The 22794-nt window shown below is 70.9% G+C and carries 15 protein-coding genes and 1 pseudogene; 4 read left to right on the top strand and 12 right to left on the bottom strand.

The genetic code is table 11. The features are described from left to right. A pseudogene (locus FM125_RS07550) lies at positions 1 to 492 on the top strand (integrase core domain-containing protein); the annotation flags it as partial. A 7-nt stretch (positions 493 to 499) separates the two neighbouring features. On the opposite strand, the gene FM125_RS07545 reads toward FM125_RS07550, so the two are convergent. The 6 genes from FM125_RS07545 to FM125_RS07520 all read right to left on the bottom strand — a co-directional run bounded on the left by FM125_RS07545 (position 500) and on the right by FM125_RS07520 (position 8884). Beyond that, a complete protein-coding gene (locus FM125_RS07545) occupies positions 500 to 1807 on the bottom strand; it encodes a glutamate-5-semialdehyde dehydrogenase (protein WP_087134174.1) in 1308 nt (435 codons plus the stop codon). A gap of 87 nt (positions 1808 to 1894) precedes the next feature. Further along, on the bottom strand, positions 1895 to 3112 hold the full coding sequence (proB, locus tag FM125_RS07540; protein ID WP_070638995.1) for a glutamate 5-kinase: 1218 nt from the start codon (positions 3110 to 3112) through the stop codon (positions 1895 to 1897). A 104-nt stretch (positions 3113 to 3216) separates the two neighbouring features. Continuing rightward, entirely contained in the window at positions 3217 to 4770 is a 1554-nt protein-coding gene (gene obgE, locus FM125_RS07535; RefSeq protein WP_070638996.1) for a GTPase ObgE, read from the bottom strand. Between the two features lie 221 nt (positions 4771 to 4991). Then, a complete protein-coding gene (rpmA, locus tag FM125_RS07530; protein WP_067190216.1) occupies positions 4992 to 5249 on the bottom strand; it encodes a 50S ribosomal protein L27 in 258 nt (85 codons plus the stop codon). A gap of 57 nt (positions 5250 to 5306) precedes the next feature. Then, positions 5307 to 5612, bottom strand: a complete 306-nt coding sequence (gene rplU, locus FM125_RS07525) for a 50S ribosomal protein L21 (protein ID WP_067190214.1) — start codon at positions 5610 to 5612, stop codon at positions 5307 to 5309. 212 nt (positions 5613 to 5824) lie between these two features. After that, positions 5825 to 8884, bottom strand: coding sequence for an Rne/Rng family ribonuclease (locus tag FM125_RS07520; protein ID WP_087134173.1), 3060 nt, complete (start codon positions 8882 to 8884; stop codon positions 5825 to 5827). A 434-nt stretch (positions 8885 to 9318) separates the two neighbouring features. On the opposite strand from FM125_RS07520, the gene FM125_RS07515 reads away from it, so the two are divergent. Next, positions 9319 to 10002, top strand: a complete 684-nt coding sequence (locus FM125_RS07515; protein ID WP_087134172.1) for a vitamin K epoxide reductase family protein — start codon at positions 9319 to 9321, stop codon at positions 10000 to 10002. 63 nt (positions 10003 to 10065) lie between these two features. Here FM125_RS07515 and ndk read toward each other — a convergent pair whose 3' ends face one another. The 4 genes from ndk to ileS form a co-directional block, all read right to left on the bottom strand. Further along, positions 10066 to 10488: a nucleoside-diphosphate kinase gene (gene ndk, locus FM125_RS07510; RefSeq protein WP_087134171.1), complete on the bottom strand. Its 423-nt coding sequence runs from the start codon at positions 10486 to 10488 to the stop codon at positions 10066 to 10068. Positions 10489 to 10563: 75 nt separating this feature from the next. Further along, positions 10564 to 11049 (bottom strand): DUF4233 domain-containing protein, encoded by a 486-nt coding sequence (locus FM125_RS07505; protein ID WP_087134170.1) that lies wholly within the window; start codon positions 11047 to 11049, stop codon positions 10564 to 10566. Position 11050: 1 nt separating this feature from the next. After that, a complete protein-coding gene (locus tag FM125_RS07500; RefSeq protein ID WP_373279960.1) occupies positions 11051 to 12598 on the bottom strand; it encodes a bifunctional folylpolyglutamate synthase/dihydrofolate synthase in 1548 nt (515 codons plus the stop codon). After that, complete coding sequence (ileS, locus tag FM125_RS07495) at positions 12595 to 15963, bottom strand: isoleucine--tRNA ligase (protein ID WP_067190209.1); 3369 nt, start codon at positions 15961 to 15963, stop codon at positions 12595 to 12597. Before ileS ends, FM125_RS07500 begins: the two co-directional genes overlap by 4 nt. Positions 15964 to 16852: 889 nt before the next feature. Between ileS and FM125_RS07490 the strand changes: the two genes are divergently transcribed. Next, entirely contained in the window at positions 16853 to 18094 is a 1242-nt protein-coding gene (locus FM125_RS07490) for a hypothetical protein (RefSeq protein WP_087134169.1), read from the top strand. A 257-nt stretch (positions 18095 to 18351) separates the two neighbouring features. Here the strand turns inward: FM125_RS07490 and FM125_RS07485 are convergent, their stop codons facing one another. Beyond that, on the bottom strand, positions 18352 to 19056 hold the full coding sequence (locus FM125_RS07485; protein WP_245232176.1) for an SDR family oxidoreductase: 705 nt from the start codon (positions 19054 to 19056) through the stop codon (positions 18352 to 18354). A 230-nt stretch (positions 19057 to 19286) separates the two neighbouring features. On the opposite strand from FM125_RS07485, the gene valS reads away from it, so the two are divergent. After that, positions 19287 to 21974, top strand: coding sequence for a valine--tRNA ligase (gene valS, locus FM125_RS07480; RefSeq protein WP_087134179.1), 2688 nt, complete (start codon positions 19287 to 19289; stop codon positions 21972 to 21974). 187 nt (positions 21975 to 22161) lie between these two features. Here the strand turns inward: valS and FM125_RS07475 are convergent, their stop codons facing one another. After that, positions 22162 to 22776 (bottom strand): mycothiol-dependent nitroreductase Rv2466c family protein, encoded by a 615-nt coding sequence (locus tag FM125_RS07475; protein WP_067190205.1) that lies wholly within the window; start codon positions 22774 to 22776, stop codon positions 22162 to 22164. Between the last annotated feature and the right edge of the window lie 18 nt (positions 22777 to 22794).

Raw genomic sequence — 22794 nt, 5'->3', positions numbered from 1 at the left:
CCGTGCTTCCAAGCGTGGTGCAGGCCGGCGAGTCGGGTACACGTACCTGCACTCGGCGATCGACGGGTTCACCCGCCTGGCCTACACCGAGGCACTGGAGGACGAGAAAGCGGTGACCACGATCGGGTTCTTCTGCCGGGCCCGCGCGTTCTTCGCCGCCCACGGGATCCGGATCGACAGGGTGATCACGGACAACGGGAACAACTACCGGGCCGCCGACTTCACCACGAAGGTAACTTCACTGGGTGGTCGGCATCACCGGATCCGCCCGTACACTCCCCGCCATAACGGGAAGATCGAACGGTACAACCGGTTGATGGTCGATGAGGTCCTCTACGCCCGCTCTTACCGCTCAGAGAAGCTCGGCGTGAGGCGCTGCAGGTGTGGGTGAATCACTACAACTATCATCGGCCTCATACTTCCTGCGGAGACGCTCCTCCGGCCTCACTGGCCCCTGCATGTGTCAACAACGTCATGCCCTCCTACACCTAGCCCGGAATCAGCGCCGGATCTGGCCGTCGCCGCGCAGGATCCACTTCGTGGTGGTCAGCTCCTCCAACCCCATGGGGCCGCGGGCATGCATCTTCTGGGTCGAGATGCCCACCTCGGCGCCGAGGCCGAGCTCGCCGCCGTCCGTGAAGCGGGTGGACGCATTGACGATCACCGCGGCGGAGTCGATGTCCTGCACGAACCGGTCCGCGTTGGCCAGGTCGTTGGTCACGATGGCCTCGGTGTGGCCGGTGGAGTACTGCGTGATGTGCTCCACCGCCTCCTCCAGGGAGCCCACGGTCTTCACGGCCATCTCCATGTCCAGGTACTCGGTGGCCCAGTCCTCGTCCGTGGCCTCGACCGGGTCCACGGCGTTGTCGCCGCGGTCCGATCCCTGCGGCATGAGCGTCATCGCCTCGGCGTCGGCGTGCAGGCGCACGCCGAGACGGGTGAGGGCCCGCAGGACCTCACGGGAGGCCTCCTCGGCGCCGCGGTGCAGGATCAGGGTCTCGGCGGCGTTGCAGACGGAGGTGCGATGGGTCTTCGCGTTCACGGCGATGTCCACGGCCATCTGCACCGGGGCGGACTCGTCGATGAACAGGTGCACGTTGCCCTCGCCGGTCTCGATGACCGGGACGCGGGACTCGCGGACGACCCTCTGGATGAGGTCGCGGCCGCCGCGCGGGACGAGCACGTCCACGGCCCCGTGGGTGGTCATCAGGGCCGTGACGCCCTCACGCCCGAGGTCGTCGATGCCCTGGACGAGGTTCGGGTCGAAGCCCTGGTTCTCGATCGCCTGGCGCAGCACCGCGATGAGGGTGGTGTTGGTGTCCTTTGCCGCCGAGCCGCCACGCAGCACCACGGCGTTGCCCGACTTCAGCGCGATGCCGGCGATGTCCACGGTGACGTTCGGACGGGCCTCGTAGACGGCGCCGACCACACCCATCGGGACGCGGGTCTGCTGCATGCGCACGCCGTTGGGGAGCATGCGACCGCGGACGACGACGCCCACCGGGTCCGGCAGGGCGGCGAGGGCCTCGACGGCGGTGGCCAGGCCCTCCAGACGGTCCTTGTCCAGGCGAAGACGGTCCAGCAGGGCCTCGGAGGTGCCGTTCTCGCGCCCCCGCTCCACGTCCTTCCCGTTGGCCTCGAGGATCACGGTCGAGGAGGCGCGCAGGGCGTCCGCGATGGCCTGCAGGGTCTCGTCCTTGCGGGCGCGGCCTGCGGTCGCGAGCTCCGGGGTAGCCGCGCGGGCGCGGCGGGAGATCTCGAGGATGGCGTCGACGGTCTTGTTCTCTGCGTTCTGGTTCTCGGTCATGTCAGTCACCCTTCGTCGATGGCTGCGGATGAGGATGTGCGTTCGGTCTTGATCGGTGCCGGCCGGCGGGCGTGCCCGCCCGCCGGATCAGCGGTAGGCGGAGTGCGAGGGAGCGAGCTTCACCCGGTCGTCGGCGTGGACGACGACGCCGTCGTAGCCGGCTCCGAGCTCCTCCTTGAGGGTCTCGGTGGAGCGGCCGAGCATGCGCGGCAGCTGCGAGGAGGAGTACTGGACCATGCCGCGGGCCAGCACCTTCCCGTGGGAGTCCGCGATCTCCACGACGTCGCCGGAGGTGAACTGGCCGCTGAACTCCGTGATGCCGGCGGCCAGGAGGGATCGTCCGTTCTCGATGACGGCGCGGACGGCGCCGTCGTCCAGCACCAGCCGCCCGCGGACCTCGGCGGTCAGCCCGAGCCAGGCGGCGCGCGCGGAGCGGCGCCGGCCGGCGACCTCGAACCAGGTGCCGACGTCCTCGCCGGCGAACGCGGCCGCCGCCTTCGGGGCGGAGGTCAGAAGGGTCGGGATGCCGGTGGTCGCGGCGATGCCGGCGGCGTCCACCTTGGTGACCATGCCTCCGGTGCCGACGCCGGCCGAACCCGGGGTGGCGACATCGACGCCGGCAAGGTCCTCGTCCGAACCGACCGAGTCGATGCGGCGCGAGTCGGGCTTCGACGGGTGGCCGGTGTAGAGGGCGTCCACATCGGAGAGCAGGACGAGCAGGTCGGCCTTGACGAGGTTGGCGGTGAGGGCGGCCAGGCGGTCGTTGTCGCCGAAGCGGATCTCGCGGGTGGCCACGGCGTCGTTCTCGTTGACGATCGGCATGACGTCCAGGGTGAGCAGGCGGGCCAGCGCACGGTGGGCGTTGATGTACTGGCCGCGGCGCATGAGCTCCTCCGCGGTCAACAGAACCTGGGCCACGGTGGTGTCGTAGCGGCCGAAGGACTGCGAGTAGTAGGCCATCAGGCCGCCCTGGCCGACCGCGGCGGCGGCCTGCTGGGTCGCGGTGTCCTTCGGGCGGCGGGCCAGGCCGAGCTGCGGGAAGCCGGCGGCGACCGCGCCGGAGGAGACCAGCACGACCTGGGTGCCGCGCTCGCGGAGGGACGCGATCAGGTCGACGAGCGCGTCGATGGCCTCGGTGTTCAGCCCCTGGTCCGTCGTCAGCGAGGAGGAGCCGATCTTGATGACCACCCGGCGTGCGTCCTGGAGGGTGTCCCTGGTGGTGACCGGGTTCGTCTTCGGTTCTCCGGGCGCACCTCCGGTGGCGGGGGTGGCGTAGCGGTACACGACGGTCTTGCGGTCGGCCATGGGCGGTGGACTCTCCTCGATGTCTCGGGGGCGGTGGTCGTTCGGCGGCCGGGTCGCCGACCGGGAGCTCCCCCGCGCCGGCCGCCCGGAAGCGGTGGCGGGGGTCAGTCCTCGTCGTCGCGGTCGTAGGTCTCGGTCCAGATGCCTGCGCGGCGCTCGGCCTCCATCTCGGCACGCGTGGCCGCGCGGGCGGCCTTGCGGCGGTCCTGGTCCTCGCGCTTCTCCTGGCGGGTGGCGCGCGTGCGCTCCTCCAGACGGATGTCGGAACCGCGGGGGCCGGCGAGCAGCTCGGCACCGGTGGAGATGGTGGGCTCCCAGTCGAAGAGGACACCGGTGGAGTCGTCACCGATCACGACGGCGTCGCCGGGCTTGGCGCCGGCCTTGAACAGGCCGTCCTCCACGCCCAGGCGGTGCAGCCGGTCGGCGAGGTAGCCGACGGCCTCGTCGTTGGTGAAGTCGGTCTGGGCGACCCAGCGCTCGGGCTTCGGGCCGCGCACGCGGAACAGCGGCAGCAGGTTGCGCTCCTCGCGGCGGATGTCGAACTCATGGTTCTGGCCCTTCCTGGCGCGGCGGCGCGGCACCTCGACCGGCGCGGCGTGCTCCGGCTCGGGCTCCTGGGCGCGGGCGGCCTCGACGAGTTCGGCCATCGCGTACTTGAGGGCGTCCAGGCCCTGGTGGGCGAGCGCGGAGATGTCGAAGACGCGCAGGCCGCGCTCCTCGAGCTGCGCACGGACCAGGTCCGCCATGTCCGCGCCGTCGGGAAGGTCCGTCTTGTTCAGGGCCACGAGGCGGGGGCGCTCGTTGAGCGGGACCACACCGGCGCCACCCTGGGCGAAGACGGGCTCCACCGCGTAGGCCTCGAGCTCGGCTTCGAGGGCCTCGAAGTCGCTGACGGGGTCACGGTCGGACTCGAAGGTGCCGCAGTCCAGCACGTGCACCAGCGCGGCGCAGCGCTCGACGTGGCGGAGGAACTCGAGGCCGAGGCCCTTGCCCTCGGAGGCGCCGGGGATCAGGCCCGGCACGTCGGCCACGGTGTAGCGGACGTCGCCGGCCTGCACCACGCCGAGGTTCGGGACCAGGGTGGTGAACGGGTAGTCGGCGATCTTCGGGCGGGCCGCGGAGAGGGCAGCGATGAGCGAGGACTTCCCGGCGGACGGGTAGCCCACCAGGGCGATGTCCGCAACGGTCTTGATCTCCAGGACCACGTCCCGCTGCTCGCCGGGCAGGCCGAGCAGCGCGAAGCCCGGTGCCTTGCGCTTCCTGGAGGCCAGCGCGGCGTTGCCGAGGCCGCCCTGGCCGCCGGCGGCGGCCGTGAAGGTGGCGCCCTCCCCCACCAGATCCGCGAGGATGTTGCCGTCTGTGTCCTTCACCACGGTGCCGTCCGGCACCGGCAGGATCAGGTCCTGTCCATGCTTGCCGGAGCGGTTGTCGCCCATGCCGGGGCCGCCGTTCTCGGCGGAGCGGTGCGGCGCCTGGTGGTATCCGAGCAGGGTGGTGGTCTGCGAGTCCACGACGAGCGTGATGTCGCCGCCGTTGCCGCCGTCGCCGCCGTCTGGGCCGCCGAGGGGCTTGAACTTCTCGCGCCGCACGGAGACGCAGCCGTGGCCGCCGTTGCCGGCCGTGAGGTGCAGGACCACGCGGTCCACGAAGGCTGCCATGTCGGACGTCCCTCCTCGGGTCAGGGGCGGTGCGCGGAGACCGCGCTGCGGGTACGGAGTCGGCCGTGGCCGTCCGTGGGGCCCGAAGGGCCCGGGTACGCCGACGGCGGAGGCGGGTCGTGAGTGGTGTCAGCGACCCGCCCCCGCCGGGGCGTCTGTGCGGCTGCGGGCCGGTGTCATCTCACCGATCTGCGGGCCGACGGAGTCTGTTCAGCCGAGGGTCACTCGGCGGCCGGGACGATGTCCACGACCTTGCGGCCGCGGCGCTGGCCGTAGGCCACCGAGCCGGCGGACAGGGCGAACAGGGTGTCGTCCTTGCCGCGGCCCACGTTGTGGCCCGGGTGGAACTTCGTGCCCCGCTGGCGGACGAGGATCTCGCCGGCCGAGACGACCTGGCCGCCGAAGCGCTTCACGCCCAGGTACTGCGGGTTGGAGTCACGGCCGTTCTTCGAGGAACTGCCGGCCTTCTTCTGTGCCATTGCTGTTACCTATCCTCTCGGATGCTATCGAGGTGCCGGTCCTGCGCGGGGCAGGCCTCAGGCGATCTCGGTGATCTTGACCGTGGACAGCTCAGAGCGGTGACCCTGGCGCTTCTTGTAGCCGGTCTTGTTCTTGTACTTCTGGATGACGACCTTCTTGCCACGGGAGTGGGAGACGACCTCGGCGGTCACCTTCACACCGGCGGCGTCGGTGCCTGCCTTGACCTTGTCCCCGTCCACCAGCATCAGAGCGGGCAGCTCGACGGAGCCACCGGTCTCAGCGGCAACGCGGTCAAGGGTAACGAGGTCGCCGACGGCAACCTTCTCCTGGCGGCCGCCAGCGCGGACAATCGCGTACACCACTTGGGACTCACTTCTCTCGACGTTTCGGATTGACTGTGTCCACGCCTGCTTCTCGACCGCACGTGCGGCTCCGAAATTCCGAACCTCGCCGCCGTGTGCGACGGGCATGCGGGAGCCAGCTGGCGGTGAACACCGAGTGACCATCATACGCGGTCACGGTTCACCGGACAAATGTCCGCTCCGGCGGCGTGGCGACCGGAGCGGACACCGGCTCAGCGGTGGCGGACGATGTCCTCCGCCTTGACGCCCACGCCCAGCATCACCGGGGCGGAGGTGGCCTCCTCCTTCTTCGCCGGGGCGCCGGCGGTGGCGGTGAAGGTGGCGCCGCCGGAGGCCTTCTGGTCCTCGACGGTGCTCACCGAGGAGCCGGCAGAGCCGGACGAGACGGCCCGGCGGGAACGACGACGCGGCGCCGGCTGCTCCCGGCCGTCCGCCGCGGACCGGTCGTCGGCCGCATCCCGGGCGTCGGCGGATGTGGACTTCGTCTCATTCGGCTCGGAACGGCGGCGCGAGGCCGACTTCTGTTCGAGGGCGTCCTCGAGGGCGGAGAGGTCCTTGGCGCCCTCCTCCGTCGCGGCACGGCGCCCGCCGCGACGGCGCGGCACGGAGACCGGCTCGCCGTCGAAGGTGATCACGGCGTCGTCCGTCGGACCGGCCTGGGCGGCCTCGCCCTGCCCGGCGCGCTGCTGCACGGCATCGTCGCGGCCCTCGGCCTTCGGTTCGGCGTCCTTGCGCTCCGCGTCCTGGCGGCCGGTGTCCGCGCAATCGCGGCCGTCGGACTCGGAGTCGTCCTGCTCCTGGTCCCGGCCCTCGCTGCGGCCCTCACCGCCACGGCCCTCGCCGCCGCGGCCGCGGCGGCGTTTGCCGCGCCGCTTGCGGCGCGAACGGCCGGAGGACTGCTCCCGTCCGGAACCGTCCTGTCCGTCGGAAGCATCCGGTCCGTCAGAACCGGCCGACGCGGTGGCGGGCTCGGTCGAGGCGGCGGTGTCCTCCGCTGCGGAGGCGGTGCCGTCGTCGACGGACTTGCCGGAGGCCTTGGCGATGGACTGGAGCGCGGCCCGCGCGGCGGCGGCCCGCTCCTGACGCTGCTTCTCCTCCTCGGAGACCTCGGCATCGGCGGAACCTGCGGTGTCCTTCTGAGCGGCGTCGCCGTCGTGCTGCTGTCCGCCGCTGCCGCCTCGCCTCTTCCGGCGACGACGGCCGTCGCCCTCGCCGCGCGGCTCGCCGTGGGAGTTGTGGGAGCGGTGGCGGTCCACAGGCTCGTCCTGGATCAGGATGCCGCGTCCGGCGCACTGCTCACAGGTCTCCGAGAACACCTCGACGAGGCCGGTGCCCATGCGCTTGCGCGTCATCTGCACCAGGCCCAGCGAGGTCACCTCGGCCACCTGGTGCTTGGTGCGGTCCCGGCCGAGGCACTCGACCAGACGACGCAGCACCAGGTCCCGGTTGGACTCGAGCACCATGTCGATGAAGTCGATGACGATGATGCCGCCGATGTCCCGCAGGCGCAGCTGGCGGACGATCTCCTCAGCGGCCTCCAGGTTGTTCTTGGTGACGGTCTCCTCGAGGTTGCCGCCGGAGCCGGTGAACTTGCCGGTGTTCACATCCACCACGGTCATGGCCTCGGTGCGGTCGAACACGAGCGATCCGCCGGAGGGCAGGTACACCTTGCGCTCGAGCGCCTTGTGGAGCTGCTCGTCGATGCGGTGGGTGGTGTAGAGGTCCTCGCCCTCGTGGTCCTCCGGCACCCAGTGGTGCAGACGGTCCAGCAGGTGCGGGGCCACGTACATCACGTAGGCCTCGATGTTGTCCCAGGTCTCCTGACCCTGCACGAGCATCGCGGAGAAGTCCTCGTTGAAGACGTCGCGGACGGTCTTGATGGTCAGGTCCGGCTCCGCGTACAGCAGCTCCGGGGCCAGCACCTTGGTGCCCTTGGCCTTCTCCTGGATGCCCTCCCACTGGGCGCGCAGGCGGTTGATGTCGTTCTGCAGCTCCTGCTCCGAGGTGCCCTCGGCCGCGGTGCGGACGATCACGCCGGCGTCCTGCGGCAGGTGGTCCTTGAGGATCTTCTTCAGGCGGGAACGCTCCACGTCCGGGAGCTTGCGGGAGATGCCGGTCATCGAGCCGCCGGGCACGTACACGAGGTAGCGGCCGGGCAGGGAGACCTGGCTGGTCAGACGGGCGCCCTTGTGGCCCACCGGGTCCTTGGTGACCTGCACGAGCACCGAGTCGCCGGACTTCAGGGCGTTCTCGATCTTCTTCGGCTTGCCGTCCAGGTCGGCGGCGGACCAGTCGACCTCGCCGGCATAGAGCACGGCGTTGCGGCCGCGGCCGATGTCCACGAAGGCGGCCTCCATGGACGGCAGCACGTTCTGGACCTTGCCCAGGTACACGTTGCCGATCATCGAGTCCTGCGTGGTGTGGGAGACGAAGTGCTCGGCGAGCACACCGTCCTCCAGCACGGCGATCTGGATGCGCTTGTCCCGCTGACGGACCAGCATCTTGCGGTCCACGGACTCGCGACGGGCAAGGAACTCGGCCTCGGTGATGACCTGACGGCGGCGGCCCCCGGCGCGGGAGTCGCGGCGGCGCTGGCGCTTGGCCTCCAGGCGGGTGGAGCCCTTGACGCTCTGCACGGCGTCCGTGGCCTTCACGGAGGCCTGGCGCGGGGCGCGGACACGGGTCACCGTGTTCTCCGGGTCTCCCTCCTCGCCTCCGTCCAGCTCCATGTCCACCGATCCGCGGCGACGCTTGCGACGACGGCGCGAGGTGGTGCCCGTCTCACGCTCCTCGTCCTGGTTCTCCTCGCCGGAGTCCTCGGACTCGACGTCCTCGCCGTCGGCGTCGGCGCCGGGCCCGCCGTGGTCCGTGCGGGAGCCACGGCCCCGGCCCCGGCGACGGCGGCGGCCGCGTCCGGACTCCGGCGACTCGTCGTCGTCCTGGTCGTCGTGGTCGTCACGCCCCGCTTCGTCCTTCTCCTCGTCGCGGTCGCCGCGGCGAGGCTCCGAGGCGGTGAGGGTCGGGATCAGGTCCTCCGGCACGGCGAACGGGTCCGACGGGTCGAAGGTGATGGTCTGGGCGGCGGCGGGCTGCTCGGCCTCGGCCTCGGCGGGGTCACCGGCGGCGTCGGTGCCCGCGCCCGCCGCAGCGTCCACGTCCGCGGTGGCGGCCTGCTCGGCCGTGGTCTCCGCTGCCTTCGGCGCGATCGCCGTCTCCGCGGTGGTCTCGGCGGGTTCCGCCGTGGTGGTCTCGGGGGTGTTCTCGGCTGCCATTGCAGCTCCTCCTGCCGCCGGACGGTGCCACACCCACCGTGCCGGAGGCGTCCAGGTCTGCCGCCCCGACGCGTTGCCCCCGGTGCCGGCCCCGAAGGGCCACGGGGTGCGTCGCGGAGCAGACGCCAAAGTCCTGTGGTGAACCGGCGGGCCGCTCGTCTCAAGACTCCTCGGCTGCCCCGTCCGGAACCACTGGGTCGTCCTGGCCGGTTCCGCCGGTGTCCGTTCCAGGTCCGCGCGCTGCGGGGCGAGTCGATGCCCCACGCGCTGCGTGGACCGGGTCGGACTCTGCCGACCCCGGTGCGTCGGCGGCGACCTGGCCGGTCGCCCAGAGGAACGCGTCCGCGGTGTGGCCACGGTGCGTCCGCGAATGATTCTCTCACACGCCGACACGTGAGCCAGAGCTCGTGCGCCCCGGGCCTAGACTGCCTGCCATGGACCGCACCAGTTCTGCCCCAGCCACCGCCGCTGCACCGGTCGCCCACGACGCCACCGCGCTCACGCCGCGCGGCACCGCCCCGTCCCCGGACGAGCGTGGCACTCTCGCCCGCCCGCGCGGCATCGCCGCGATGCTGCTGTTCACCTCGCTGGTCGCGCTCGCGGCGACGATCATCATCATCGTCGAGCGCGCGCTCCTGGCGGTGGACCCGAACCACCGCACCAGCTGCGACCTCAACCCCTGGATGTCCTGTGGCAAGGTGATGCAGTCCTGGCAGGCCGGCACCTTCGGCTTCCCGAACACCTACGTCGGCATCGTGGGCTTCTCCGTGCTGATCACCGTGGCCGTGTCCCTGTTCGCCGGCGCCCGCTTCGCCCGCTGGTACTGGCTGCTGATGAACCTCGGCATCCTCGCCGGCCTCGGCTTCGCCGTGTGGCTGTGGTACGCGGCCGTCTACCAGATCAACACCCTCTGCCTGTACTGCATGATCGTCTGGGCCATGGTCATCATCCAGGCCGTCATGGTGACCTCCGCCACCATCCAGAACGGTCTGATCCCCGCCTCCGAGGGCCTGCGGTCCAGGGCGCGCGAGTTCGCCTGGCCTGTGGTCGTCCTCCTGTACCTCGCGGTCGCGGCCTCGATCGTCCTCCGCTTCGGGCTGGGCGTCCTCGGCCTCTGAGCCGCCCGTCGTCGTACAGCCGGGGACGACAGTCCCCTCCTCGGCCCGGTCGTCGGCGGCGGATCAGCCGAACCAGATGCCCAGCTCGCGCTCGGCCGAGAGGGTCGAGTCGGAGCCGTGCACGAGGTTCTTCTGGACCTGCTCGCCCCAGTCGCGGCCGAGGTCGCCGCGGATGGTGCCCGGGGCGGCGGTGGTCGGCTCGGTGGCGCCGGCAAGGGAGCGGAAGCCCTCGATGACGCGGTTGCCGGCCACACGGGCGGCCACCACCGGGCCGGAGCCCATGAACTCCACGAGCGGCTCGAAGAACGGCTTGCCCTCGTGCTCCTCGTAGTGCTTCACCAGCATCTCGCGGGTGGGGGTGAGCATCCTCAGCTCGGTGATCACGTAGCCCTTCGCCTCGATGCGGGCGAGGATCTGGCCGGTCAGGCCGCGCTCGACTCCGTCCGGCTTCACCAGGACCAGGGTCTCTTCGTGGTTGTGGGTCACAGGGGTCTCCTTCGACGAGGGGGGACTTCGGTTCCTCGGACCAGCGTAGTGGTCCACAGCGGCAGGGCCGACGGCTCAGGCGCCGTGCTCGGCCTCCCATTCGGCCTGCAGGCGGTCCCGCTCCCGGTTCTCCACGTCCATCCGTCGGCCCTTCACCACGGCATACCACCAGGCCAGGGCGAACAGCGGGCCGATGACGAACATCGAGTACTCCCAGAAGCCCGAGAGGACCAGCACGAGCTGCAGGACCCAGCCGACGGCGATTCCGGCAGGCTTCCGGATGATCGCGCAGGTGAGGACCGCGACGACGGCCAGCAGCGAGTAGCCGACGATGAACCACACGGCGTGGTCCTCGGACCGGTTCAGCCCGAAGATCGTCATGCCCAGGAAGAACAGGACGATCGCCTCCAGGCACAGCACCGAGGAGGCGAACAGCGCCTGGATGGACCGGCGCTTCTTCTTCATGCCGGGGCGCCAGGCCTGCTGGGACCTCGTCTCGCGAGCAGGGCGCCAGTCCTCGGAGCCGAAGCCGGCGTCGGAGGAGTCGGGGGTGTGCGCCATGTCAGCGGCCTCCGTCCGTGTCGTCGTCCAGGACGTCGAGGACCTCGGGGTCCACGGCGTCCTCGTCCTCGTCGTCCAGGCCGAGCGCGCCGAGCAGGTCGGCGGGGTCGATGCCGCGGGCCGCCACGGTCACCGGGCCGGGCGCCGCGGGGGCGCCGAGCAGGTGGCGGACGTCCGCGGCGAGGGTGATCGAGCCGATCGCCAGCACGCCGCCGCCGGTGCCGTGGGCCAGCGCGTCCGCGGAGGTGTCCACGGCCTCCGCGCGGCCGACGGCCCATTCGAGGGCGTCCGGCACGGACTCGGTGACGAACAGGTCCTCCTCCGGCCAGCCGGCGTCCAGCGCCGTCTGGGCCAGGTCGACGGCCGGGACGGCGCGCGGAGACGTGGACTGGGTGACGGCCACATCCTCCACGAGGTCGCCGAACTCCCGGTACAGCGTCTCGAGCATGGAACGAGCGTCCTTGTCCTCCAACACGCCGACCACCAGGGACAGACGGGTCAGCCCGAAGGACTCCTTCATGGCCCGAGCCGAGACGCGCACGCCGTCCGGGTTGTGGGCGGCGTCCACGATGATCGTCGGCGCCGCCCTCAGCACCTCGAGGCGACCCGGACTGGTCACCTGGGCGATGCCCTCACGGAGCAGCTCCGCCTCGAGCGGCTTCTCGCCGCCGCCGAGGAAGGCCTCGAGCGCGGCCACGGCGACCGCCAGGTTCTCCGCCTGGTGTTCGCCGTAGAGCGGGAGGGTGAGGTCCTCGTACTCGCCGGCGATGCCGCGCACCGACACCTGCTGACCCCCGACGGCCAGGGCACGGGAGGTCACACCGAACTCGACGCCCTCGAAACGGTAGGGCACGCCCGCGGCCTGCGCTGCCTCGAGCAGCACCTGGGCCGCGTCCCGGTCCTGGGCGGACGAGACGAGGAACCCGCCGGGCTTGATGATCCCGGCCTTCTCCTCGGCGATCTCCGCCTCCGTCTCCCCGAGCAGGTCCGTGTGGTCCAGGCTGATGGGGGTGACCACGGCGACCTTCGCATCCGCCACGTTGGTGGCGTCCGTGATGCCTCCGAGGCCGACCTCCAGGACGACGACCTCCACCGGCTCGTCCGCGAACACCGCGAAGGCGAGCGTGGTGACGGCTTCGAAGTAGGTCAGGGGCGGCTGACCCGCGGCCTCGAGCTCGGCGTCCACGAGCTCCACCATCGGCAGGATCTCCGCCCAGATGCGGACGAAGGCCTCGTCCTGCACCGGCTCGCCGTCGATGCTGATGCGCTCGGTGACCCGTTCCAGGTGCGGCGACGTGTACCGGCCGGTGCGCAGCCCGTAGGAGCGCAGCACCGCCTCGATCATCCGTGCCGTGGAGGTCTTGCCGTTGGTGCCGGTCAGGTGGATGACCGGGGCGGCGTGCTGGGGGTCGCCCAGCAGCGCCAGCACCCGGCGCATCGGCTCCATGCGCGGCTGCATCCTGTTCTCCGGGGCACGCGCGAGCAGGTCGCGATAGACCCCCTCGACATCGCGCGGGGCGTCCACGTGGCCCTGTGCGGGGTCCATCATGCGTCCGCCTTCTCCACGGTGACGGCCACGGTCCTGGTGGCATCGTCCGCGGCGTTGCTGCGCGGGTCCGCGGCACCGGAGTCCTCCACCACGAGGTCGGTGGTGAGGGTCTCGCGGCAGATCAGCTCGCGGTGCACCTGCAGGGCGGCGGCCACGGCCGACGGTGCCGAGATGACGGTGCGCACCCGGTCCGCAACGTCCAGGCCGGCGTTCTTGCGCGCCGACTGGACGGCACGGACGACGTCACGGGCGGTGCCCTCGGCGGCGAGCGCCTCGGACACCTCTGTGGTGAGCACGAGGAAGCCGGAGGTGCCGGACAGCACGCCGACCGCGGTGCCCTCCGGGGCGCCGGAGGTGACGGTGCGCAGCTCGTAGAGCTCCGGCGCCAGGGTGACGGGGCCGTCGTCGAGGTTCACCTGGAGGCCGGAGGCGGTCTCCTCGTAGGAGCCGACGTCCACGGCCTTCTTGATCAGCGGGACCTGCCGGCCGAACGCCTTGCCCAGCTCGCGGAAGTTCAGCTTCAGCTCGGTGCCGATGCCGTACTCGGCCACGGCCTCGGCGGTGAGCTCGGAGAGCGTCACGTCCTTGAGGTTCAGCTCGTCCGCGATGATGCGCGCGAACGTGCCCTCCAGACCGGCGGCGTCCGGGACCACCACGGACAGGTTCGCCAGCGGCAGGCGCACGCGGCGGTTCGCGCCCTTGCGCAGCGCCGAGCCTGCCGAGGCGATGGCACGCACGGCGTCCATGCGGGCGATCAGGGCGTCGGCCTCGTCACCGTGGGGGAACAGGTCCGCGTCCGGGTAGTCGGTCAGGTGCACCGAGCGGCCGCCGGTCAGGCCGCGCCAGATCTCCTCCGTCACCAGCGGCAGCAGCGGGGCGGCGGCGCGGGTGAAGGCCTCCAGCACCGTGTACAGCACGTCCATCGCCTCCGTGTCCTCGGCGAAGAAGCGCTGCCGGGAGCGGCGGATGTACCAGTTGGTCAGGGTGTCCATGTAGGTGCGCAGGGCGTCGCAGGCGTCCGAGACCTCGTAGGCGTCCAGAGCGGCCTTCACCTCGCGCAGCATGGTGCCGGTGGTCGCCAGGATGTACTGGTCCAGCGGGTCCGAGGCGGAGTGCTTCAGCCGGGCACGGTAGCCCTCCGGGCGGGTGCCCCCGGCGGTGGCCGTGTTCGCGTACAGGCTGAAGAAGTGCCATGCGTTCCACAGCGGCAGCTGCACCTGGCGCACACCCTCGCGGATGCCCTCCTCGGTGACGATCAGGTTGCCGCCGCGCAGGATCGGCGAGGCCATCAGGAACCAGCGCATGGCGTCCGAGCCGTCGCGGTCCAGGACCTCGTTGACGTCCGGGTAGTTGCGCAGGGACTTGGACATCTTCTGGCCGTCCGAACCCAGCACGATGCCGTGCGAGATCACGTTGGAGAACGCCGGGCGGTCGAAGAGCGCGGTCGCCAGGATGTGCAGCGTGTAGAACCAGCCCCGGGTCTGGCCGATGTACTCGACGATGAAGTCCGCCGGGTGGTGGGAGTCGAACCACTCCTTGTTCTCGAAGGGGTAGTGCACCTGCGAGTACGGCATGGAGCCGGAGTCGAACCACACGTCCAGCACGTCCTCCACGCGGCGCATGGTGGCACCGGCGGCCGCGGCCTGGGGATCCGGGTGCGGGCGGGTGAGGTCGTCGATCCACGGGCGGTGCAGGTCCACCTCGCCGTCGGCGTTCACCGGCAGACGGCCGAAGGCCTCCTCCAGCTCGGCCAGGGAGCCGTAGACCTCGGTGTGCGGGTAGTCCGGGTGGTCCGAGACCCACACCGGGATCGGGGAGCCCCAGTAGCGGTTGCGGGAGATCGACCAGTCACGGGCGTTCTCCAGCCACGTGCCGAACTGGCCGTGCTTCACGTTGCCCGGGATCCAGTTGATGTCCTCGTTGTGGGCAAGCATCCGGTCCTTGAACTCCGTCACGCGGACGTACCAGGAGGTGATGGCGCGGTAGATCAGCGGAGTGCGGCAGCGCCAGCAGTGCGGGTAGGAGTGCTCGTAGGAGGCCTCGCGGAAGACACGGTCGGCCGCGCGCAGGGCCCGGACGATGGTCATGTTGGCCTCGAACACCTGAACGCCGGCGATCTCCTTCAGGACTCCCCCGCCGTTCTCCTCCTTGCCGAACAGCGGCAGGAACCTGGCGCCCTCGTCCACGGAGAGGACCACCGGGATGCCGGCGGCCTCGCAGACGCGCTGGTCGTCCTCACCGTAGGCCGGGGCCTGGTGGACCACGCCGGTGCCGTCCTCGGTGGAGACGTAGTCGTCCACCAGCAGCTGCCAGGCCTTCTCGGTGCCGTATTCCTCGGTGTCCGCGAAGTAGGTGAACAGCGGCTCATAGCGCAGGCCGCCCAGGGTGGCGCCGGTGTGGGTCTCGGCAATGGCGTCGAGGGCGGCGGCGGCGTCCTCGTAGCCGAGCTCCTTGGCGTGGGCGCCGACGAGGTCCTCGGCGAGCAGGAAGCGCTCGGCGTCGATCGCCGAGCCCTTCGGTCCGGCCGGCACCACGGCGTAGGAGACCTCCGGGCCGACGGCGAGCGCCGCGTTGGTCGGCAGGGTCCACGGGGTGGTGGTCCAGGCGACCACGTGCACGCCGGCGAGCGCGGCGGCGGTCTCGGCCGAGGCGGAGCCGCCGTCGACGACCTCGCCGGTCAGCGGGAAGGACACGGTGACCGAGGGGTCCTGGCGCATCTTGTAGACGTCGTCGTCCATGCGCAGCTCGTGGTTCGACAGCGGGGTCTCGTCCTTCCAGCAGTACGGGAGGACGCGGAAGCCCTGGTAGGTCAGGCCCTTGGAGTGGAGGGACTTGAAGGCCCAGAGCACGGACTCCATGTAGTCCGGGGTGAGGGTCTTGTAGTCGTTGTCGAAGTCCACCCAGCGGGCCTGGCGGGTGACGTAGTCCTGCCACTCGCGGGTGTACCTGAGCACGGACTCGCGGCAGGCGTCGTTGAACTTGTCGATGCCCATCTGTTCGATCTGGGCCTTGTCCGTCATGCCCAGCTGCTTCATGGCCTCGAGCTCGGCGGGCAGGCCGTGGGTGTCCCAGCCGAAGCGGCGCTCGACGCGGCGGCCCTGCTGGGTCTGGTAGCGGGCCACGAGGTCCTTCACATAGCCCGTGAGCAGGTGGCCGTAGTGCGGCAGGCCGTTGGCGAAGGGCGGGCCGTCGTAGAAGACGAACTCGTTCGGGGTGCCGTCCTCGTTCTGGGCGGCGCGGGCGTCGATCGAGGCCTGGAAGGTGCCGTCCTCATCCCAGTACTTGAGGATGCGCTCCTCGATCTCCGGGAAGCGCGGGGAGGCGGCGGCGCCGGAGGCGGGGTCGGTGGAGGCGAGAGGGTACACGAGGCGTCCTTTGCGGTCCTTGGCTGAGTGGGGGTCTGCTCCCGGCGGGAGCCGGCTGCCGGCCCGGGTGGAGCCGACGGTGCCGCTGCTGCAAGGACGCTCGCCGTGGTGCACGCGCCGGGACGTCCCGGGGGCTTGTGCTCCGCGCGGCGGGCGCGGTACCACCCTGCTTGCCGTCCGCTCCGGCGGTGAGTGCCGGGCGCGGGCGACCGCTCGTGACTGCTGTGACGGGCTTACCCGTCCGGTTCTACTGGGGACCTGCGCTGAGCGTGGGCTCGGCTTCGCTCGGCTGCGTCCGTGCGGGTGAGTCCGTGCGCATGCGGGGAGCGAGGCGGTGCCGGTCCTGTTCTTCCGGAGGCTCGCCGGTGATGGCCGGGTCGACGCCTGTGCGCACCAGTGTAGAGGATGCACGCGGTGTCCTCCTCGCTCTGGTGCCCTGTGCCTTCATTCCGATGCAGAGCACTCCTCGCTCCGGTGCCTCGTGCCTTCATTCCGATGCAGAGCACTCCTCGCACGCTCTTCTTCGGAACGAGCACGCCTGATTTGCGGCACGCCCGCACCCTGTGGCCTCGTTCCGATCCGAAGCCGCTCTCGCGCGCTCCGATTCCGATCGACGCCGCTGGATTGGGTGGGCAGCGGACACCGGACCTGAACCCATCGACCCGATCCAGAGCCGCTCTCGCACGCTCTGTTTCGTGTCCCCGCCGGGCGTCAGGAGGCTACCCCGTCCTGGTCCTCTCCTCCACAGGTACGACGACGGCCCCTGAACGCCGCATGTCACCGTGAGTTCTCCACAGATCGGCCTGCCTCTGGGACTGCGGCCTCCTGGTTCTGGCAAGACTGGCCCGACGATGCCGGCGATGCAGAACCGCAGCTGAGGAGGCCGACCATGACACTGCTGATCACCGAGGACTCGAGACAACGGGTATGGCGCGAGACCTGGGCGGAAGCGACGGCAGAGACGGGCTCGCCGATTCTGACCGCCGGAAGCTCCTCTGCACGCGGGTGGAAGGACCGACTCCGCAATGGCTTCCTGCGCGGGGAGCTTGTACGCCTGGCCCACGGTGCGTACGTACCGCTGGATCTCTGGCAGAACTCCCGTCGATGGGACCGGGAGAAGTTCTGCATCATGGCCGTCGTGCGCACACGTCGCGCTGCCCCCGCTGTACTCACCGGTACCACGGCACTGATGCTCCATGGCCTGCCGCTGGGCAGACACCTGCCTCACGTCGAGTTGGTGGCCCGCGGACAGGGACGAGCGAAGCCGGCACCCCGCATCGAACCGTTCGCAGCCCCGGAGCGCAGTCTGAGGCTCATGGCCGGCTTGCACGCCGCATGCAGTGACGCAGAAGGCGATCCCCCGGCACTTCCTGGCACGAATCCTTCACTGTGGACGCCGGTCCGCCATCGATACCGGGTCCGGAGCGAGGACGAACAGGATCGACCGTCCGTCCGTCTGCCCGTCACACTCTCGGACGGCACGGTCATCGGGGAGGCCACGGCGGAGTCCCTTGCACCGGCCCTCGCTGTCGGGCTGAAGGAGACGACGGCCAGCGAGTCGCTGCCCGTTCTGGACGCCCTCGCCTTTCGAGGCGTGGACGAGTCAGGACTGCTTGTCGGGCAGGCTCCGCCGCCCCCTGAAGACAGACGTGTCCCCCACGGTTCGGTGCCTGCAACGATCACGGCCGACGCCGTCGTGACGTCCGCCGTCGAGCTGGCGCCGACACGGGCCGCCGGGCGACGCCTCAAGCAGGACTGGAAACACGCCTCGCCCCTGGCCGAGTCTGCTGGAGAGTCCGTCAGCCGCGGCCGGATGATCGAACTCGGCTTCGAGGTGCCTGAGCTGCAGGTCGCCGTGTCCGATGCCGACGGGTTCATCGCACGCGTGGACAGTCTCTGGCGGGAGCGGGGCATCGTGGGAGAGTTCGACGGCATCGGCAAGTACGACGTGGACGCGCACGCGAATGCCGAGGAACGGCGGCGTTATCTGCGCCGGCAGCAGGATCGGGAGATCCGCCTGCAGCGTGTGTGCTCCCACGTCCTGCACTGGACCTGGCGTGATGTGCAGGATCCTGCTCGGCTACGCCGACTGCTCGACGGAGCGGGGGTGCCCCGGACGGCGCGACGGTGATCGCTGGGCCCGGAGTCTCATGACGTCGTTCCCGTGCTTCATGACTTCGATCCGATGCGAAGCACCTCTCGCATGCTCCCGATCGGATCGAAGTCTTCAGGGACGGCGGGGTTGCCGGCACCGATGTCTTCGTTCCGATTCGGAGCACGCGACGCACGCTCTGGATCGGAACGAAGGCACGTGTACCTGGTCAGCACCCACCGAGCAGCCCCCGCGCACAGCACCCGCCGAGCAGCCCCCGCGCACAGCCCCGGGGCTCACCCCTTGCGGATCACCTTGTGCTGGGCGGCCTGGGCCACGGGACGCAGAACGATCTGGTCCAGGTTCACGTGGTGCGGCAGCTCGACAGCGTGGACGCACACCTCGGCGACGTCCTCGGCGGTGAGCGGCTTCTCGACGCCGGCGTAGACCTTGTCCGCGGCGGCCTGGTCGCCGCCGAGGCGCATGAGGGAGAACTCCTCGGTGTGCACCATGCCGGGCAGCACCTCGATCACGCGCACATTGTGCTCGGCCTCCTCCAGGCGCAGCGCCCCCGTCAGACCGTGCTGGCCCATCTTCGCCGCGTTGTAGCCTCCGCCGCCCTCATAGGCGGTCACAGCAGCGGTGGAGGTCAGGTTGAGCACGGTGCCCTCGCCGTGGGCGCGCAGCATCGGCAGGAACGCCTTGCACATGGTCAGGGTGCCCAACACGTTGACGCGGTACATCCACTCCCACTGCTCCAGGTCGCCGTCGCCCACCGCGTCCGTGCCACGGGCGCCGCCGGCGATGTTCACCAGGGTGTCCGCGCCACCGTCCTCGGTCACGCGCTCCGCCAGACGGGCCACCGCGTCCGCATCGGTCACGTCCAGCGCGCACGGGATCAGCAGGCCCGGCACGTCCTCCTCCACGCCCTGCGCCTGCAGCTGTTCAAGCCGCTCGGCGCGGCGGCCCACGGCGTAGACGCGCCAGCCGCGGCGGGCCATCTCGAGGGCGGTGGCCCGGCCGATGCCGGTGGTGGCGCCGGAGACGACGGCGCCGCGGGCGGAGGAGGACGAGGACTGCTGCACGGGCGACTTCTGCACCGAGGACTGCTGCACGGCGGACTCCTGGGACTCGCGGACGGTGGTCATGGCCACAGCCTACGCGGGTGAGCCTGCCTGCCAGGGCGAGGCGTCGCCGTCGGGACGGGCGCTCACATGACAGGATGGACCGCATGGCTGACAAGACCCCGGGCACAGACACGCCCGTCACCGAGTCCACCACCGCCGCGACCGCCGAGGCACGCACCGTCTCGGTCCCGGACCGCCCCGCCCTGGAGGGCCTCGAGGAGAAGCTGACCGCCCGCTGGGCCGAGGAGCGCACCTACGCGTTCGACCCGGAGACCACGCGCGAACAGGTCTACTCCATCGACACTCCGCCGCCGACCGCCTCCGGCTCCCTGCACGTGGGCCATGTGTTCTCCTACACGCAGACCGACGTGCTCGCCCGCTACCAGCGCATGAACGGCAAGAACGTCTTCTACCCGATGGGCTGGGACGACAACGGCCTGCCCACCGAGCGCCGCGTGCAGAACTACTACGGCGTCCGCTGCGATCCCGCCAAGCCGTACGTGGAGGGCTACCGCCCGCCGGAGAGGCCGGCGAAGAACCAGCGCGACTGGGACGTGGTCTCCCGGAAGAACTTCATCGAGCTCTGCGAGGAGCTCGCCGTGGAGGACGAGAAGGTCTTCGAGGGCCTCTTCACCCGCCTCGGCCTGTCCGTCGACTGGGACATGACCTACCGGACCATCGACGACGTCTCCCGCGCCGTCTCCCAGCGCGCCTTCCTGGCTGGCATCGCCTCGGGTGACGCCTACCTGGCCGAGGCCCCCACCATGTGGGACGTCACCTTCCGCACCGCCGTGGCCCAGGCCGAGCTCGAGGACCGCGAGGTCCCCGGCGCCTACCACCGCTACGCCTTCACGGCCGCCGACGGTGAGCAGGTCTTCATCGAGACCACTCGCCCCGAACTGCTGGCCTCCTGCTCCGCCCTGGTCGCCCACCCGGACGACGAGCGCTACCAGCACCTGTTCGGCACGACCGTCACCTCCCCGCTGTACGGCGTTCAGGTGGAGGTCTTCCCGCACCCGCTGGCCAAGCCGGACAAGGGCTCCGGCATCGCCATGGTCTGCACCTTCGGCGATCTCAACGACGTCACCTGGTGGCGCGAGCTGCAGCTGCCGACCCGCACCCTGATCGGCCGCGACGGCCGCTTCGCCGCCGACACCCCCGAGTGGATCACCACGGACGCCGGCCGACAGGCCTACGCGGACACCGTGGCCGGCAAGACCGTGTTCTCCGCCAAGCAGGGCGTGGTGGACGCGCTCACCGCGGCCGGCCTGCTGGACGGCGAGCCGAAGAAGATCATGCACGCCGTGAACTTCTACGAGAAGGGCGACAAGCCGCTCGAGGTCGTGACCTCCCGCCAGTGGTACATCCGCAACGGCGGCCGCGACGCCGACCGCCGCGCCGAGCTCATCGAACGCGGCCGCGAGCTGGCCTGGCATCCGGAGCACATGCGGCATCGCTACGAGAACTGGGTCGAGGGCCTCAACGGTGACTGGCTCGTCTCCCGCCAGCGCTTCTTCGGGGTGCCGATCCCGGTCTGGTACCCCCTGGACGCCGAGGGCGAGCCGGACTACGAGAACCCGATCCTCCCGGCCGACGACCAGCTCCCCGTGGATCCGGCCGCCGAGGCCGCCCCGGGCTTCTCCGAGGACCAGCGCGACGTCCCCGGCGGCTTCACCGGCGACCCGGACGTCCTGGACACCTGGGCCACCTCGTCGCTGACCCCGCAGATCGTGGGCCGCTGGTCTCGGGACGAGGCGTTCTTCACCAACGTCTTCCCGTTCGATCTGCGTCCGCAGGGGCACGACATCATCCGCACCTGGCTGTTCTCCACCGTGGTGCGCGCCCACGCCCTCAACGGCTCCGTGCCGTGGACGGACACCGCACTCTCCGGCTGGATCCTGGACCCGGACCGCAAGAAGATGTCCAAGTCCAAGGGCAACGTGGTGGTCCCGACCGACATCCTGGACCAGTTCGGCTCGGACGCCGTGCGCTACTGGGCCGCCTCTGCGCGCCTCGGCGCGGACACCGCCTACGAGGTGGCGCAGATGAAGATCGGCCGCCGCCTGGCCATCAAGCTGCTCAACGCCTCCAAGTTCGTCCTCAACCTGGGCGCCACCGAGTCCTCGGTGATCCGCTCGGCCGAGGACGCCGCGGCCGTCACCAACCCGCTGGACGCCTCCCTGCTGGCCCGCCTGGCGGCCACCGTGGAGCAGGCGACCCGGGCGTTCGAGGCCTACGACTACGCCCGTGCCCTCGCTGTCACCGAACAGTTCTTCTGGGCCTTCACGGACGACTACGTGGAGCTGGTGAAGGACCGCGCCTACGGCGGCCAGGGCGAGGCCGAGCAGGCGTCCGTAGTGGCTGCGCTGGCCACCACCCTGGACGCCCTGCTGCGCCTGCTGGCACCGTTCCAGCCGTTCGCCACCGAGGAGGTGTGGAGCTGGTGGCGGGCCGGCTCCGTGCACACCGCCGCGTGGCCGGGTGCCGCGGACGAGGCCGCCGCCCTGTCCTCCGCCGCCTCCGCCGGCGACGCCGAGGTCCTGCCCACCGTGGCGCAGGTCCTCGGTGGCGTGCGCAAGTCCAAGTCCGAGGCCAAGGTCAAGCAGCGCACTCAGGTGCGCTCGGCCGTGGTGACCGGCCCGGCCGAGTGGCTCGAGAAGCTGCGCCGTGGCCTGGCGGACCTGAAGGCGGCCGGCAACATCGCCGACCTCACCCTCACTGAGGGCGCCGCCGGCGAGTCCGCGCCGCTGACCGTCTCGGACGTGGAGCTGGCCCCGGCCGAGGACGCCTGACCCGCGCCGCACGTTCCCGGAAGGTGTCTCGGGAGCGCACGCGGCACGACGACGGCCCCGTCACCTCCTCGAGGTGACGGGGCCGTCCTCATGGCACGGGCCGGACGTCCGCGCCGTGCCGGCACTCGCACCGGGCGGCGCCGCCAGCCGCCGAGCGGCGGCCCCGGAGAGGCCGGGCGCGCGTCGATCAGTCGAACTGCGGCGTCGTGTCCCGGGCGCGCTTGATCTCGTAGAAGTACGGGTAGCGGGCCAGGGCCAGCGAGGCGTCGAAGATCTCACCGGCGGTCTCGCCGCGCGGGATGCGGGTGAGGACCGGGCCGAAGAAGGCGACGCCGTCGAAGGCCACTACCGGGGTGCCGACGTCGTTGCCCACGAGGTCCTCGGCCTCCTTCTGGGCCTCGCGGAGCTTCGCGTCCAGGGCGTCGGACTCGGTGGCGGCGAGGATCGCGTCCGCGTCGTGGCCGAGCTGATCGGCGGCGGCGCGCAGCACGGCCGGGTAGTCCTTGTCCCCCTCGTTGTGGATGCGGGTGCCCAGGGCGGTGTACCAGTCGGCCAGGGCCTCGGGGCCGTAGGTCTCGCGCACGTGCATGGTGGCGCGGCCCGGGACGAGGCCGGCGTCGGTGTGCTTGCGGTAGTCCGGGTCCAGGTCGCGGCCCTCGTTCAGCATGTACAGGGACATCTGCTTGAACTCGACCTTCACGTCACGGACCTTCTCCACCTCCAGGATCCACCGGGAGGTGATCCAGGCGAACGGGCAGGTCGGGTCGAAGTAGAAGCCGACGGTGGGGGTGTTCTCGGTCATGCGGGGGTCCTTCCTTCG

Origin of the sequence: Micrococcus lylae (genome assembly GCF_900163825.1) — a bacterium.
Classification (GTDB): Bacteria; Actinomycetota; Actinomycetes; order Actinomycetales; family Micrococcaceae; genus Micrococcus; species Micrococcus lylae.
The sequence above is the reverse complement of the archived record's forward strand: the minus strand, read 5'-3'. Positions and strand labels throughout refer to the sequence as shown.